We start from the raw sequence: 15,527 nt of genomic DNA, 5'->3' as shown, positions 1-15,527 counted from the left end.
GCGCAATTAACGCGTAGTCTTCCATAAACTCTAGATTAAACGTTTCAGCCAGCGTATTTTTACGACGTTCGCGACTGAGTAGCCACTGCCAATTGACTGCTCAGTCAGTTATTTATGAGCACCCCTTACACTGTTTGTTTAAAACAATACCTAGTGCGCCACTGCACTAACTAGGAGAACGGCATGCTTGAGCTCACTGTAGAGCAGATTTCCATGGGCCAGGTGGCTGTGGATAAATCTGCTGCCTTGCACCTGCTCGCTGAAAAACTGGTGGCCGATGGCCTGGTCGCCGAGGGTTACCTCAGCGGTTTGCAAGCCCGTGAAGCTCAGGGCTCGACGTTCCTGGGCCAAGGTATTGCCATCCCCCACGGCACCCCTGAAACCCGCGACCAGGTGTTCTCTACCGGCGTGCGCCTGCTGCAGTTCCCCGAAGGGGTGGACTGGGGCGACGGCCAGATCGTATACCTGGCCATCGGCATTGCCGCCAAATCCGACGAACACCTGCGGCTGTTGCAACTGCTCACCCGTGCCCTCGGCGAAACCGACCTGGGCCAGGCGTTGCGCCGTGCCGGCACCGCCGAAGCGTTGCTGAAACTGTTGCAAGGCGCGCCGCAGGAACTGGCGCTGGATGCACAGATGATCAGCCTGGGCGTGTCCGCCGATGACTTCGAAGAGCTGGTTTGGCGCGGTGCACGCCTGCTGCGTCAGGCCGATTGTGTGAGCAATGGTTTCGCCGCGGTGTTGCAGCAGGTGGATGCGCTGCCCCTGGGCGATGGCCTGTGGTGGTTGCACAGCGAGCAGACGGTCAAGCGCCCGGGCCTGGCGTTTGTCACCCCGGACAAACCCATGCGCTACCTCGGCCAGCCGCTCAATGGCCTGTTCTGCTTGGCCAGCCTCGGTGAAGCCCACCAGGCCTTGCTTGAACGCTTGTGCGCCTTGCTGATTGAAGGGCGTGGCCAAGAGCTTGGCCGCGCCACCAGCAGCCGCGCGGTCCTCGAAGTGCTCGGCGGCGAACTGCCTCCGGACTGGCCCAGCGCACGCATCACCCTGGCCAACGCCCACGGTTTGCACGCGCGGCCGGCGAAGATCCTCGCCCAGTTGGCGAAAAATTTTGACGGTGATGTGCGTGTGCGCATCGTCGATGGCCCAGTGGGCGCCGTGTCGGTGAAAAGCCTGAGCAAACTGTTGAGCCTCGGCGCTCGACGTGGCCAGGTGCTGGAGTTTGTCGCCGAGCCGACCATTGCCGGCGACGCACTGCCCGCGCTGCTGGCGGCGGTGGAAGAAGGCTTGGGCGAAGACGTCGAGCCACTGCCGACCCTGAGTGCCCAGCCCGAAGCCCTCGATATCGAACCGGTGATCAGCGCGCCAGTGGCCGGGAGCCAGATCCAGGCCATCGCCGCCGCGCCGGGCATCGCCATCGGCCCTGCGCATATCCAGGTTCAGCAAACGTTCGACTACCCACTGCGCGGAGAATCCTGCGCCATCGAGCGCCAGCGCCTGCACAGCGCCTTGAGCGAGGTGCGCACCGATATCCAAGGCCTGATCGAACGCAACCCCTCCAAGGCGATCCGCGAGATTTTCATCACCCACCAGGAAATGCTCGACGACCCGGAACTCACCGACGAAGTCGACACCCGCCTCAAGCAAGGCGAAAGCGCTGAAGCGGCGTGGATGAGTGTGATTGAAGCCGCCGCCAAGCAGCAGGAGTCGTTGCAGGACGCCCTGCTCGCCGAGCGCGCGGCCGACCTGCGGGATGTCGGCCGTCGTGTGCTGGCGCAACTGTGCGGCGTTGAAACCGCCCAGGAGCCGAGCGAGCCCTACATCCTAGTGATGGACGAAGTCGGTCCGTCCGACGTTGCACGGCTTGATCCGGCGCGCGTCGCCGGCATTCTCACCGCCCGTGGCGGCGCGACGGCGCATAGCGCTATCGTCGCCCGTGCCCTCGGTATTCCGGCCTTGGTCGGTGCCGGCCCGGCGGTGTTGCTGCTGGCTTCCGGCACGCCGCTGTTGCTCGACGGCCAGCGCGGTCGCCTGCATGTGGACGCCGACAGCGCCACCCTGCAACGCGCCACGGTCGAACGTGACACCCGCGAACAGCGCCTGCAAGCCGCTTCGGCGCAACGCCATGAACCGGCGCTGACCCGTGACGGCCACGCCGTGGAAGTGTTCGCCAACATCGGCGAAAGCGCCGGTGTTGCCAGTGCGGTGGAGCAGGGCGCCGAAGGCATCGGCTTGCTGCGCACCGAACTGATTTTCATGGCCCACCCGCAAGCGCCGGACGAAGCCACCCAGGAAGCCGAATACCGGCGTGTGCTCGACGGCCTCGGCGGTCGCCCGCTGGTGGTGCGCACCCTGGATGTGGGCGGCGACAAACCGCTGCCGTATTGGCCGATTGCCCAGGAAGAAAACCCCTTCCTCGGCGTGCGCGGCATTCGTCTCACCTTGCAACGCCCGCAGATCATGGAAGCGCAATTGCGTGCGCTGCTGCGTTCTGCGGATAACCGTCCGCTGCGCATCATGTTCCCCATGGTCGGCAGCGTCGATGAATGGCGTGCGGCCCGTGACATGACCGAACGCCTGCGCCTGGAAATCCCGGTGGCGGACCTGCAACTGGGCATCATGATCGAAGTGCCGTCGGCGGCATTGCTCGCGCCGGTGCTGGCCAAGGAAGTCGACTTTTTCAGCGTCGGCACCAACGACCTGACCCAGTACACCCTGGCCATCGACCGTGGTCACCCGACGCTGTCCGCCCAGGCCGACGGCCTGCACCCGGCGGTGCTGCAACTGATCGACATCACCGTGCGCGCCGCCCATGCCCATGGCAAATGGGTCGGCGTGTGCGGCGAGTTGGCGGCAGACCCGTTGGCGGTGCCTGTGTTGGTCGGCCTGGGGGTGGATGAGTTGAGCGTGTCGGCCCGCAGCATTCCCGAAGTGAAGGCGCGCGTGCGCGAATTCAGTCTGAGCGAGGCCCAGGGCCTGGCGCAAAAAGCACTGGCGGTGGGCTCGCCCGCCGAAGTGCGTGCCCTAGTGGAGGCCGTGTAGATGGCAAGGATTCTGACCCTGACGCTGAACCCGGCGTTGGACCTGACGGTGCGTTTGGCGCGCCTGGAGCCGGGTGAAGTCAACCGCAGCGAAACCCTGTTGACCCATGCCGCCGGCAAGGGCGTGAACGTGGCGCAGGTGTTGGCCGATCTGGGCCATGACGTGAGCGTGGGCGGTTTTCTCGGCGCCGCAAACCCCGAGGCGTTCGATGCACTGATCGCCAGCCGAGGGTTTGGCGATGCGTTCGTCCGTGTGCCGGGAGAGACGCGCAGCAATATCAAGATTGCCGAGCAGGATGGCCGGGTCACTGACATCAATGCGCCGGGGCCGCAGGTGACGGAGCAGGCGCAGAACGCCTTGCTGGAAAAACTGGCGCAGATTGCTCCCGGCTTTGATGCGGTGGTGGTGGCCGGCAGCTTGCCACGCGGCGTCAGTGCGCAGTGGTTTCAACGCCTGGTGACGGAACTGAAAAGCCTGGGTTTAAAAGTCGCCCTGGACACCAGCGGCGAAGCGCTGCGCGCCGGTCTGAAAGCCGGCCCGTGGCTGGTCAAACCCAATACCGAAGAGCTGGCCGATGCTCTGGGTCATGCCCCGGATGCAATCAGCCAGCTTCACCTGCAGGGCGTGGAACATGTGGTGGTCTCCGACGGCGCCGCGGGCGTGAGCTGGTACAGCTCGAATGCGACGCTGCACGCCACACCGCCCAAGGTGACGGTGGCCAGTACCGTCGGCGCCGGCGACTCGCTGCTGGCCGGGATGCTGCACGGCTTGCTCAGCGGCGATACGCCGGAGCAGACCCTGCGCCGCGCCACGGCGATTGCCGCAATGGCGGTGACGCAAATCGGTTTTGGCATCAGCGATGACGCGCAGTTGGCGCGCCTCGAAAGCGGCGTTGTTGTGCGCACGCTGACAGAACAATAAGAGGGTTTGTGATGAAGTTAGCCATTGTTACCGCCTGCCCGAACGGCATGGTCACCAGTGTGCTGTGCGCCCGCTTGTTGGACGCCGCCGCGCAGCGCCAAGGCTGGAGTACCAGCGTGGAAGTGGTGGATGTGCAACGTCCGGAACGCCAGCTGTCCCAGGCCACCCTCGACGATGCCGAATGGGTGTTGCTGGTCAGCAGCACCGCTGTAGATATGCAGCGGTTTGTCGGCAAGCGCGTGTTCCAGAGCACGCCGGCCCAGGCGCTGGCGGATGTCGACGCCGTACTGCGTCGCGGCGCGCAAGAGGCGCAGGTGTATGTCGCCACGGAACAAGCGGCCAAGCAGGCACCGCGCATCGTTGCGATCACTGCCTGCCCGACCGGCGTCGCCCACACCTTCATGGCGGCCGAAGCTTTGCAGCAGACGGCCAAGCGTTTGGGCTATGACCTGCAGGTGGAGACCCAAGGTTCGGTCGGTGCCCGTACACCGTTGAGCCCGCAAGCCATTGCCGAGGCTGATGTGGTGCTGTTGGCCGCCGATATTGAAGTCGCCACCGAGCGCTTCGCGGGTAAGAAGATCTACCGTTGCGGCACCGGCATCGCCCTCAAGCAATCCGAAGCCACCCTCAACAAGGCCCTCGCGGAAGGCGCGGTGGAAAGCGCAGCCAGCGGTGCGGTGGCCAAAAAGGAAAAAACCGGCGTCTATAAACACCTGCTGACCGGGGTGTCGTTCATGTTGCCGATGGTCGTGGCGGGCGGGTTGTTGATTGCCTTGTCATTCGTGTTCGGCATCCACGCCTTTGAACAGGAAGGCACCCTGGCGGCGGCACTGAAAACCGTGGGCGACCGTGCCTTCATGCTGATGGTGCCGTTGCTGGCGGGCTACATCGCCTACTCAATTGCCGACCGTCCCGGCATTGCGCCCGGCATGATCGGCGGCTTGTTGGCGGGTACCTTGGGCGCGGGGTTCATCGGCGGTATCTTTGCCGGTTTCCTGGCCGGCTACTGCGTCAAGCTGATCACCCGTGCGGTGAAGTTGCCGCAGAGCCTGGAGGCGCTCAAGCCGATCCTGATCATTCCGTTGCTGGCGAGCCTGTTTACCGGCCTGGCGATGATCTACCTGGTCGGCCCACCGGTGGCGCGCCTGCTCACCGGCCTCACCGACTTCCTCAGCACCATGGGCACCACCAATGCGGTGCTGCTGGGCATCCTGTTGGGCGGCATGATGTGTGTCGACCTCGGCGGGCCGATCAACAAGGCCGCGTATGCGTTTTCTGTCGGTTTACTGGCGGCGTCCAGTGGTGCGCCGATGGCGGCGACCATGGCCGCGGGTATGGTGCCGCCGATTGGCATGGGCATCGCCACGTTCCTGGCGCGCCGCAAGTTCGCCCAGACCGAACGCGAGGCCGGCAAGGCGGCGATGATTCTCGGCATGTGCTTTATCTCTGAGGGCGCGATTCCCTTTGCCGCCAAAGACCCGTTGCGTGTGATCCCGGCCAGCATTGCCGGCGGCGCCTTGACCGGTGCACTGTCGATGTACTTCGGCTGCAAACTGGCAGCGCCCCACGGTGGCTTGTTTGTGCTGGTGATTCCGAATGCGATGAACCATGCGTTGCTGTATCTGCTGGCGATTGTCGCCGGTAGCGTGCTGACCGGTGTGGTGTATGCGCTGATCAAGCGTCCGGATGTGGTCGAGCTGGCCGTCGCCCCCGCCAAGGCCTGACACGGCTCAAACCGGTAGGAGGGGGCTTGCTCCCGATAGCAGTGGATCAGTCAAATGTTTATTGCCTGTCACACTGTCATCGGGAGCAAGCCCCCTCCCACATTTGATCTCTACTGATCACACGATCAGTGTCATAACCGCTTCATCCGGTCGTGGTTAAGTTGCCCTTTTGATACTCAAGAGGGCACCTGCATGAGCCACTTCGATCTCGGCCGTCGCCGTGTGATGCAAGCCGTCGGCGCCGGCCTGTTGTTGCCAGGTTTGGCCCCGGCAGTGATCGCTTCGGTAAAGGATCGCCCGCAACTCACCGACGGCGTACAGTCCGGCGACCTGCTCGGCGATCGCGCCATGATCTGGAGCCGCAGCGATCGCCCGGCCCGCATGGTGGTGGAGTGGGACACCCGCAGCGTCTTCAGCAACCCGCGTCGATTCGTCTCGCCCCTGGCCGACAATCGCACCGACTTCACCGCCCGTGTTGAACTCACCGGATTGCCCGCCGACCAGGCGATTTTCTACCGCGTGCATTTTGAAGACGCCCAGACCGGCGTCGCCAGCGAACCCTGGTTCGGCCACCTGCGCAGCGTGCCGCAACAACGCCGCGACATCCGTTTTGTGTGGAGCGGCGACACCGTTGGCCAGGGCTTCGGTATCAATCCGGAGATTGGCGGCATGCGCATCTACGAAGCCATGCGCCTGCGCCTGCCGGACTTCTTTATCCACAGCGGCGACACCATCTACGCCGACGGCCCGGTGCCGGCGCAGCTGACCACCGAAGGCGGTCGCATCTGGCGCAATATCACCACCGAGGCCAAGAGCAAAGTCGCTGAAACCCTGGATGAATATCGCGGCAATTACCGCTACAACCTGATGGATGAAAACGTGCGCCGCTTCAACGCCGAGGTGCCGCAGATCTGGCAGTGGGACGACCACGAAGTGGTGAACAACTGGTCGCCAAGCAAGCAGTTGGATGAGCGTTACCAGACCAAGGACATCAACACCTTGGTGGGGCGTGCGCGCCAGGCCTGGCTGGAGTATTCACCGATGCGCCGGCAGAGCGCGGATGCGGGCGGGCGGATTTATCGCAAGCTCAGCTATGGCCCGCTGCTGGAGGTGTTCGTGCTGGATATGCGCAGTTATCGCGGACCCAACGATGACAACCTGGGCGCTGAAAAGCCCTTCCTCGGCCGCGAACAACTGGACTGGCTCAAGCGCGAACTCAAGGCGTCCCAGGCGCAGTGGAAAGTGATCGCCGCCGACATGCCCATCGGCCTCGGTGTGCCTGATGGTAAGGTCAGCCCCGGTGTGGCGCGTTGGGAGGCCATCGCCAACAACGACCCCGGTGCGCCGCAAGGTCGTGAAGTGGAAATCGCCGAGTTGCTGGGCTTTTTAAGGGCGCAACAGGTGCGCAACCATGTGTGGCTGACGGCCGATGTGCATTACTGCGCCGCGCATCACTATCACCCGGACCGTGCGGCGTTCCAGGATTTCGAACCGTTCTGCGAGTTTGTCGCCGGGCCGCTGAATGCGGGGAGCTTCGGGCCCAATCCGCTGGATAAGACCTTTGGCCCCGAGGTGGTGTTCGAGAAGGCACCGCCGGCGCAGAACACCTCGCCGTTCGCGGGTTTTCAGTTTTTTGGCGAGGTGCAGATTGATGGGCAGACGGCGGAGTTGACGGTGATCCTGCGGGATTTGGATGGCGTCTCGGTATTCGAACAGAAACTCCAACCGGCCTGATTGGAAGGCAATCAAGACTGTGGGAGGGGGCTTGCCCCTCCCACAGTTTGATTGTGGTTACGTCAGGGATTCAGTAGACGTCCCGGCGATAGCGACCTTGCTCGATCAGCCGTTCCACGGCTTCATTGCCGAGAATGTCCACCAGCGCCTGATCCACCCCAGCCGCCATCCCCTGCAAACTCCCGCACACATAAATCGCCGCGCCCTCCGCCAGCCACTTACGCAGCACCTCGGCCGATTCACGCAGGCGATCCTGCACATAGATTTTCTCTTCCTGATCGCGGGAAAACGCCAAGTCCAGCAACGCCAGATCTCCACTGGCCAGCCAGCCTTGCAGCTCGTCCTGGCACAGGTAGTCGTGGGCGATGTTGCGCTCGCCAAAGAGTAGCCAGTTGCGCTGCTGGCCGTCGGCAATGCGCGCCTTGAGCAAGCTGCGCAGGCCTGCCAGGCCGGTGCCGTTGCCCAGCAGGATCAGGGGCACCGGCATCTCCGGCAGGTGAAAACCGCTGTTACGGCGCAGGCGCAGGCTGATGCTTGAGCCGATGGCGGCGTGCTCGGTGAGCCAGCCACTCGCCAGGCCCAGGCTGCCGTCGGGGTGGCGCTCCTGGCGCACGATCAACTCCAGCACGCCCTCGCTGGCAATCGAGGCGATGGAGTATTCGCGCATGCCCAGGGGCACCAGCGCGTTCACCAGCGCCTGGGCATGCAGGCCCACCAGATGAGCGCGGTTGTCCGGCAGTTGGCGGGTGGCCAGGGCTTGGTTGAGGGACTGCGCCAAGCCTTCGAACACTACGGCATCGCTGCCGGCCAGGCCCAGGCCTTCGAGAAAGTGTTCGATGGCCCGGGGACCATTGCGGGGCAGCACTTCAACCAGGTCGCCGGCTTGCCAGGTGTGTGGCGCAGGCGAGGTGAGGCCCAGCAAATAGACCTGCGAGCCGCTGCTGTCGGGGTTGAGCAGGGTGCGTTGGCTGAGCGTCCAGTTTTCGTACTTGGCCGTCGGCCAAGCGGCTGCCGGGGCGTGGCCGGTGAGCTGGCCAAGTTGTTGTTGCCAGTGCAGCAGGGCGGTGGTGTCACCGCTGTCCACTTCGACCGGGGCGAACAAGGGATTGCCGCCCTGATTGGTCAGCCAGAAGTGCAGGCGCCGCGCAAAGCCGCAGAAGTGCTCGTATTGACGATCACCCAGGGCCAGCACCGAGTAGTTCAGGCCACTCAGGGACAGGTCCTGGCCGAGCACGCTGCGCTCGAAGCCGCGGGCGCTGTCGGGGGCTTCGCCGTCGCCGAAGGTGCTGACCACAAACAGCGCATTTTCCGACTGGCGCAGGTCGTCCTGGCTGACGCTGCCCAGCGGCTGCACCTTCACCGGCAAACCGGCCGCCTGCAATTGCCCTGCCGTTTGCCATGCAAGCTGTTCGGCAAAACCGCTCTGGCTGGCAAAGCCGATCAGCCAGGCCGGGGCGTCGCTGTGGTTGGCGCTCAGACCTTTGCGGGCATCACGCACCTGGCGCTTTTTGCGGCGACGGTCGAGGTACAGCAGCCAGCCGGTGATGAAGAACAACGGCATCAGCAGTGAGCTGACGGTCAGGACAATCCGCCCGGCCAGGCCGAAGTAACTGCCGGTGTGCAAGGCGTAGACGCTGGTCAGCAGTCTGGAGCCGAGGCTTTTGCTCGCGTACCGGTCGTGGGATTTGACCTCGCCAGTGGCCGGGTCCAGATTGATCTGGTTCAACGCGCGGTCATGGGGCGAGTCTTTCAGCAAGTAGAAGACGGTGGCCGGTTGCCCGGCGACCGCTGGCATACGGATGTTGTAAGCGCTCAGGCCGGGGCCGGCGTTGCTGTAGATGCTGCTCCAAATAGCCGCGTAATTGGCCACCGGCGCGGCACCTTCGGGCGCCGGGCCGCGCTTGCGAACCCGTTCATGTTGCGGGGCGTCGGACAGCAGTTGGGTCAGGCCCTGGCTGTACCAGTCGTAGGACCAATACAAACCGGTCAGCGCCGAAAACAGATAGGCCAGCAGGCACCAGGTGCCGAATACCGAGTGCAGGTCCCAGTTGAAGGCGCGGCCTTTTTTGCGCCAGTCCAACGTCAGCCAGGCTCGCCAGTTTGCCGCCTGGCGCGGCCAGCGCAGGTACAAGCCGGAGAGGCAGAAGAACACCAGGATCAGCGTGCACGCGCCGGTGATGTTTCGCCCGGTGTCGCCCAGTACGAGGAAACGGTGGAATTGCAGCAGGAACCCGAAGACGTCCTGGCCGACCACGTCGCCCATGTAGTCGCCGGTGTAGGGATCGAAATAACGCAACTGACCACGGCGTTCGCCAGGCGGGGGGGTGAAGAACACGCGGGCAGCCTTGCCGCTTTCACTTTCCACGAACAGCATGGCCACGGTCTGGCCTTCAGTGGCCTCCAGCTTGCGCACCAGCTCGGCGGGCGGCAGTACGCCGGCGTCGCGTTTTTCCACGGTCAGTACGCTGGGGTTGAGCGCCTGCAGCATTTCATCCTGGAACGAGACCGCAGCCCCGCTGATCCCCATCAAGGCCAGCACCAGCCCGGCGGTAATGCCGAAGAACCAGTGCAACTGGAACAGGGTTTTCTTCAACACGTCTAACCGCCTCGTCTGTCTGAATGGGTAGGGCACGGCGCGCATTATGCCGTGGCTTGTCGAGAAACATTCTGTTTAACACGCAAAAGCCCCACGCATCCGATGCGTGGGGCTTTTTGCTGCGTGGCGCTGCTGCTTAGAAGTGGAACCGGGTGGACAGCAGTGCCTGTCCGAAGTCCACCCGCTGGCCAAGGAAATCGGCGCGGCGATGCTGGAGCGTTTGTGGCAGAACCCCCTGTTCATAAGCACCGTGCGCCCGTGGCGCGCGCTACGCCGCGTTCTTCTGGACGCAAAGCCTGGTGCGCGAAGACAGCCATCGCACTGTTCAGGTGGCTGAACAACCCCGCGAAGTGGTTTTTTCTTACGCATAAAGACTCAGGCTTCTTGTCCAGCGCGTTTACTTTTTCGTGTCTCTGTCAGGAGAAGACAGATTCTTTGCTGCAAGGCGGGATGACAACGTTCCTGTTTGTCGCTAGTCGATAAACAGGTGCCACAACTCGGGCACCGTCTTTAACAAAGCAAGGAGCAATGTCCATGACGTCTGTCACTCAACCCCCTGTTTCGCGCACGGGTTACGAATTGGTGCAACGGCAACTCAGCCGTAATGAGCGGGGTAAAGAGCCATCCTCTGCAGATGAGGAACCTTCGCTGACCGGCAAGCAGGTCGCCGATCGGCTTACTCGAACAGGTCACCGTTGGCACGATAGCAACCATAACGGCAGGACGGAGTTAACTTATGAGTTCTCGACCGTTGAGCCAGACAGCTTCAAAAAAGACCAAATCGATAGCCGCAACAAGGCCCGAAAATTTGTTCCGTTAAATGCTCGTCAAAAAGACTATGTCAGGACCGCGCAACAAGAGTATGCCGATATTGCCAATATATCGTTCACCGAAAAGGCCGGCGGCGGCGCTGAGGGGCATCTGATTTACAATGGTTATGACACTGGCAGTAACGTCAGCCCCATCCGGGGGTCCGGTTTTTTTCCAGATCCCCAGGGTCCTGAGCGCCCAGGGCATGTCTGGATGCGCAATACGGATCAGGCGAGCCGGTTCAACGAAAAAGAAGACGGCGGTTTTCTTGAAGGATTTGGAGATGACATCTGGCGTGAAAACTTGATTCACGAGATCGGGCATATTGTGGGTTTGAGTCATCCCCACGGCGACTCCGAGGAGGAAGGTCTTCCCGATTATCAGGAAAATTGGAAAAATTACTCAATCATGAGCTACAACACCCCGTTATTTTCCGAGGCGGAAGACAGTGGCGGACCGGTCAGCCTGATGATCGATGATATAGCAGCCCTGCAAAAAACCTACGGTGCCAACCACGCCACGCGCGCGGGCGACACTACTTACGGTTTCAACTCTAACTCTGGCCGAGAACACTCCAGCCTTACTTCTTCCGACGACAAACCGCTGTTTGCCGTCTGGGATGGCGGCGGTTGGGACACGCTCGATTTCTCAGGGTTCAGCCAAAACCAAGTGATTAACCTCAATGCAGGCTCGCTGTCCTCGGTCGGTGGCTTGAGTCGTAATGTCGGCATCGCTGAGGGGGCCGTGATCGAAGAGGCCAGGGGCGGCAAAGGCAGGAATATCCTGATCGGCAATGAAGTCTTCAATGTGCTCCGAGGCGGACCTGGCGAGGATGTCATGTACGGGGGCAGTGGAGGAGCACAGATGTGGGGTGGTGCGGGGCCGAACACATTTGTCTTTGACGGCGCGTCCAGCGGAAAAGCGAACTGGGTGATGGATTTTGTCAGCGGCAAAGACAAGATTGATCTTTCAGGGCTGAGCAAGAAATTAGGGACTCTGACCTTCGTCTCCCAATTGCCACTTGATCACAGTAAACCGCAGGATCCAGTCAATCCGACGTTTCTTACCAAACCGGGTGATGTACTGGTGAGTTACGACCGTGCCTTTGGGCGAACGTTCTTCAGGCTGGATACCACCGGAGATGGCAGGATGGACATGTGCATTGACGTGCAAGGAAAAGTTGTTCGCAAGGATGTAGTGGTATAAAAAAAGGGCCCATGACCTGTCATGGGCCCTTTTTCGCGGCCTTACACGTAGAACGATTTTAGCGGCGGAAAGCCATTGAACTCAACCGCGCTGTAGCTGGTGGTGTACGCACCGGTGGACAGCCAGTACAAACGGTCACCGATCGCCAGGTTCAGCGGCAGGCCGTACTTGTAGTTCTCGTACATGATGTCGGCGCTGTCGCAGGTAGGACCGGCGATCACCACTTCTTCCATCTCGCCCTTTTTCTCGGTCCAGATTGGGAACTTGATGGCTTCGTCCATGGTTTCGATCAGGCCGGAGAACTTGCCCACATCCGTGTACACCCAACGCTCGACGGCGGTACGGGATTTACGCGCCACCAGCACCACTTCACTGACCAGGATGCCGGCGTTGGCGATCAACGAACGGCCCGGTTCCAGGATGATTTCCGGCAGGTCGTCGCCGAAATCTTCCTTGAGGAAGCGGATGATTTCTTCGGCATAGGTTTCCAGGCTGTTGGTGCGGGTGATGTAGTTGGCCGGGAAGCCGCCGCCCATGTTGATCAGCTTGAGGTGGATATTGTCTTCTTCTTTCAGGCGCTCGAAGATCACTTTGACCTTGGCGATCGCTGCGTCCCACACGCTGATGTCACGCTGTTGCGAGCCGACGTGGAACGAGATGCCGTACGGCACCAGGCCCAGGTCGCGGGCGAGGATCAGCAGGTCCATGGCCATGTCGGTCTGGCAGCCGAATTTGCGCGACAAAGGCCAGTCAGCCGTGGTCGAGCCTTCGGTGAGGATACGCACATACACTTTCGAACCCGGCGCGGCCTTGGCGATGTTGCGCAGGTCGGCTTCGGAGTCGGTGGAGAACAGGCGCACGCCCTTCTCGTAGAAGTAGCGGATGTCCTTGGATTTCTTGATGGTGTTGCCGTAGCTGATACGGTCGGGGCTGACGCCACGGTCCATCACTTTGTCCAGCTCGTAGATCGACGCGATGTCGAAGCTTGAGCCTTTATCCTTGAGCAGGTCGATGATCTCGACGGCCGGGTTGGCCTTGACGGCGTAATAGACCTTGGCGAATTCGAAACCGGCGCGCAGGTCATCGTAGGCCTGGCTGATCATCGCGGTGTCGATCACCACGAATGGGGTTTCTTGCTTGTCGGCGAACGCCTTCATTTTGTCAAACGTGGCGCGCGCGAAATAATCTTCGACATTGATCGACATGCTGGGAACTCCTAAGGGCAAACTGAAATTAGCAATGGGTGCAAATGAACGTCCTCCGTATCCCCACTTTGGTTCGCCTACTTCCCAAGGCATGTCGCCGAAAGCAAAAAGGCCATGGGATCACTTGCGTCCCTTGGCCTTGCTGTCTCGTCGTCAGTACTTGAGCCGGATGGATCGTTTCCAGCATGGACGTTCGGCGCGAACTTTAGGACGTGAGGGGCCATAGATCAACTAAAAATGTCGCGTTTTTGCACGCGTTCGTCGCGCGATGCCGTGCAGCTACTTATGTAACCGACCGGTGTGACGGAATGATGTTCCCCGCAGAAGGGAAATTGAGGGCATTTCCCTGACACACCGGAGGCTAAATGTGGGAGGGGGCTTGCCCCGATGGCGGTGGATCAGTGACTGATGAAGTGACTGAAACACCGCCATCGGGGCAAGCCCCCTCCCACATTTTTACCTGTGTTGTGTCAGATCAGGCCAGGGCAGTCTCAGCCGGCGACACGATACTGGTCTTGCCCCCACGCGACTTACCGGAGCTCAGGTACTCGGCAATCGACTCCTGCGTCACCTCACCCAGGAACACCCGCTCCGCATCCATCACCGGCAACCACGAACGGTTGAACTCATACATGCGCGACAACAGGATGCGCAAATGCTCGTCATACGCCGCGGTGGCGTTGAACTCACGCAGATACTGGCCGCAGGTACCGGTCTGACGGTGCAGGTCGCGGCGGCGCACATACCCCAGCGCTTTGTTCTCGGCGCAGGTGACCACCACGTAGCGACGGTCCAGTTCGTCCATTTGCTCCAGGGCCTCGGCCACCGGCGTTTCCGGGCTCACCGACGGCGCGTTGTCCGCGGCATCTTCGGCCTTCACCAGCAGCAAGCGCTTGAGGGTGCTGTCCTGGCCCACGAAGTTGCTGACGAATTCGTCGGCCGGGTGCGCCAGCAGCGTGTCCGGGTGATCGATCTGCAGCAGCTTGCCGGCGCGGAAGATGGCGATCTTGTCACCGAGCTTGATGGCTTCGTCGATGTCGTGGCTGACCATGATCACGGTCTTGTTCAGCGCGCGCTGCATCTCGAAGAATTCGTTCTGGATCATCTCGCGGTTGATCGGGTCGACCGCGCCGAACGGCTCATCCATCAGCAGCAACGGCGCATCGGCCGCCAGTGCGCGGATCACGCCGATGCGCTGTTGCTGGCCACCGGACAGCTCACGCGGGTAGCGATGCAGGTACTGCTTGGGTTCCAGCTTGATCATGCTCATCAACTCGCGGGCGCGGTCGTGGCATTTTTGTTTGTCCCAACCCAACAGCTTGGGCACGACCACGATGTTTTCCTCGATGGTCATGTTCGGAAACAGGCCGATCTGCTGGATCACATAGCCGATGTTGCGACGCAGGGTCACTTCGTCGAGGTCGGTGGTGTCTTCGCCGTTGATCAGAATCTTGCCCGAAGTGGGCTTGATCAGGCGGTTGATCATTTTCAGCGTGGTGCTCTTGCCGCAACCCGATGGGCCGAGGAATACGCAAATTTCGCCTTCGTTGACGGTCAGGCTTACGTCGTTGACGGCGGAAACCGTCTTGCCGTTGCTTTGAAAAGTCTTGGTCAGGTTTTGAAGTTCGATCATTTGAGCAGTCCTTTTGGAGTCAGCGAGCGTTGCAGCCATTGCAGAAGCAGGTCGGCGAAGATGGCCAGGAGACTGACCAGCACGGCGCCGACGATCAGCATCGACATGTCGCTGCGGCTGATGGAAGCCAGAATAAGTACACCCAGGCCACCGGCGCCGATGGTGGCGGCGATGGTCATCACACCAATGTTCATCACCACGGCGGTGCGCACACCGGCGAGGATCACCGGCACGGCGATGGGCAGCTCGACCATGCGCAGGCGCTGGCCGAAGGTCATGCCGATGCCTTTGGCGGCTTCACGGATACCGGGTTCCACGCCGGTGAGGGCGAGGTAGGTGTTACGCATGATCGGCAGCAGCGAGTAGAGGAACACGGCGGTGATCGCCGGCATCGGCCCCAGGCCCTGGCCGAACTTGGAGTAGAACGGCAGCAGCAGGCCGAACAAGGCGATGGACGGCACGGTCAGCAGCACCGTGGCGCTGGCTTGCAGCGGGCCGGCCAAGGTGGGGAAGCGGGTCATCAGCACGCCCAGGGGCACGCCTACGACGATTGCCAGGATCACCGCGATGCCGACCAGGGTGATGTGCTGCCAGGTCAGATGCAGGACTTGGGCCCAATCAAGATGGGAAAAGGCGTTTAAAAATTCCATGTCTTC

9 protein-coding genes and 2 pseudogenes are annotated in these 15,527 nt (G+C 61.7%); 7 read left to right on the top strand and 4 right to left on the bottom strand.

The genetic code is table 11. The features are described 5' to 3' along the window. The first annotated feature begins 183 nt into the window (after window positions 1-183). The 4 genes from ptsP to BM403_RS07270 all read left to right on the top strand — a co-directional run bounded on the left by ptsP (window position 184) and on the right by BM403_RS07270 (window position 7,421). Entirely contained in the window at window positions 184-3,042 is a 2,859-nt protein-coding gene (gene ptsP / locus BM403_RS07285; RefSeq protein ID WP_093542219.1) for a phosphoenolpyruvate--protein phosphotransferase, read from the top strand. Next, the gene (pfkB, locus tag BM403_RS07280) at window positions 3,043-3,963 is read left to right on the top strand and encodes a 1-phosphofructokinase (protein WP_093542217.1); all 921 of its coding nucleotides are present in this window, start codon (window positions 3,043-3,045) and stop codon (window positions 3,961-3,963) included. A gap of 11 nt (window positions 3,964-3,974) precedes the next feature. Further along, window positions 3,975-5,687 (top strand): PTS fructose-like transporter subunit IIB, encoded by a 1,713-nt coding sequence (locus tag BM403_RS07275; protein ID WP_093542215.1) that lies wholly within the window; start codon window positions 3,975-3,977, stop codon window positions 5,685-5,687. A 192-nt stretch (window positions 5,688-5,879) separates the two neighbouring features. Further along, on the top strand, window positions 5,880-7,421 hold the full coding sequence (locus BM403_RS07270; RefSeq protein WP_093542213.1) for an alkaline phosphatase D family protein: 1,542 nt from the start codon (window positions 5,880-5,882) through the stop codon (window positions 7,419-7,421). A gap of 70 nt (window positions 7,422-7,491) precedes the next feature. Here BM403_RS07270 and BM403_RS07265 read toward each other — a convergent pair whose 3' ends face one another. Further along, complete coding sequence (locus tag BM403_RS07265) at window positions 7,492-10,017, bottom strand: PepSY domain-containing protein (RefSeq protein WP_093542211.1); 2,526 nt, start codon at window positions 10,015-10,017, stop codon at window positions 7,492-7,494. Window positions 10,018-10,183: 166 nt separating this feature from the next. On the opposite strand from BM403_RS07265, the pseudogene BM403_RS31380 reads away from it, so the two are divergent. The 3 genes and pseudogenes from BM403_RS31380 to BM403_RS07260 all read left to right on the top strand — a co-directional run. Next, a pseudogene (locus BM403_RS31380) lies at window positions 10,184-10,300 on the top strand (PKHD-type hydroxylase); the annotation flags it as partial. Then, a pseudogene (locus BM403_RS31375) lies at window positions 10,266-10,343 on the top strand (PKHD-type hydroxylase); the annotation flags it as partial. The pseudogenes BM403_RS31380 and BM403_RS31375, both read left to right, overlap by 35 nt. A 208-nt stretch (window positions 10,344-10,551) precedes the next feature. Then, on the top strand, window positions 10,552-12,033 hold the full coding sequence (locus BM403_RS07260) for a M10 family metallopeptidase C-terminal domain-containing protein (RefSeq protein ID WP_175538051.1): 1,482 nt from the start codon (window positions 10,552-10,554) through the stop codon (window positions 12,031-12,033). Between the two features lie 41 nt (window positions 12,034-12,074). Here the strand turns inward: BM403_RS07260 and BM403_RS07255 are convergent, their stop codons facing one another. The 3 genes from BM403_RS07255 to BM403_RS07245 all read right to left on the bottom strand — a co-directional run bounded on the left by BM403_RS07255 (window position 12,075) and on the right by BM403_RS07245 (window position 15,521). Further along, window positions 12,075-13,238: a type III PLP-dependent enzyme gene (locus BM403_RS07255; RefSeq protein WP_012722179.1), complete on the bottom strand. Its 1,164-nt coding sequence runs from the start codon at window positions 13,236-13,238 to the stop codon at window positions 12,075-12,077. Window positions 13,239-13,713: 475 nt separating this feature from the next. After that, complete coding sequence (locus BM403_RS07250; protein WP_012722180.1) at window positions 13,714-14,871, bottom strand: osmoprotectant ABC transporter ATP-binding protein OsmV; 1,158 nt, start codon at window positions 14,869-14,871, stop codon at window positions 13,714-13,716. After that, a complete protein-coding gene (locus BM403_RS07245) occupies window positions 14,868-15,521 on the bottom strand; it encodes an ABC transporter permease (RefSeq protein WP_027604864.1) in 654 nt (217 codons plus the stop codon). The genes BM403_RS07250 and BM403_RS07245 overlap by 4 nt, the downstream gene beginning before the upstream one ends. Window positions 15,522-15,527 lie beyond the last annotated feature (6 nt).

It is taken from the genome of Pseudomonas sp. OV546, assembly GCF_900116845.1.
Classification (GTDB): Bacteria; Pseudomonadota; Gammaproteobacteria; order Pseudomonadales; family Pseudomonadaceae; genus Aquipseudomonas; species Aquipseudomonas petroselini.
The sequence above is the reverse complement of the archived record's forward strand: the minus strand, read 5'-3'. Positions and strand labels throughout refer to the sequence as shown.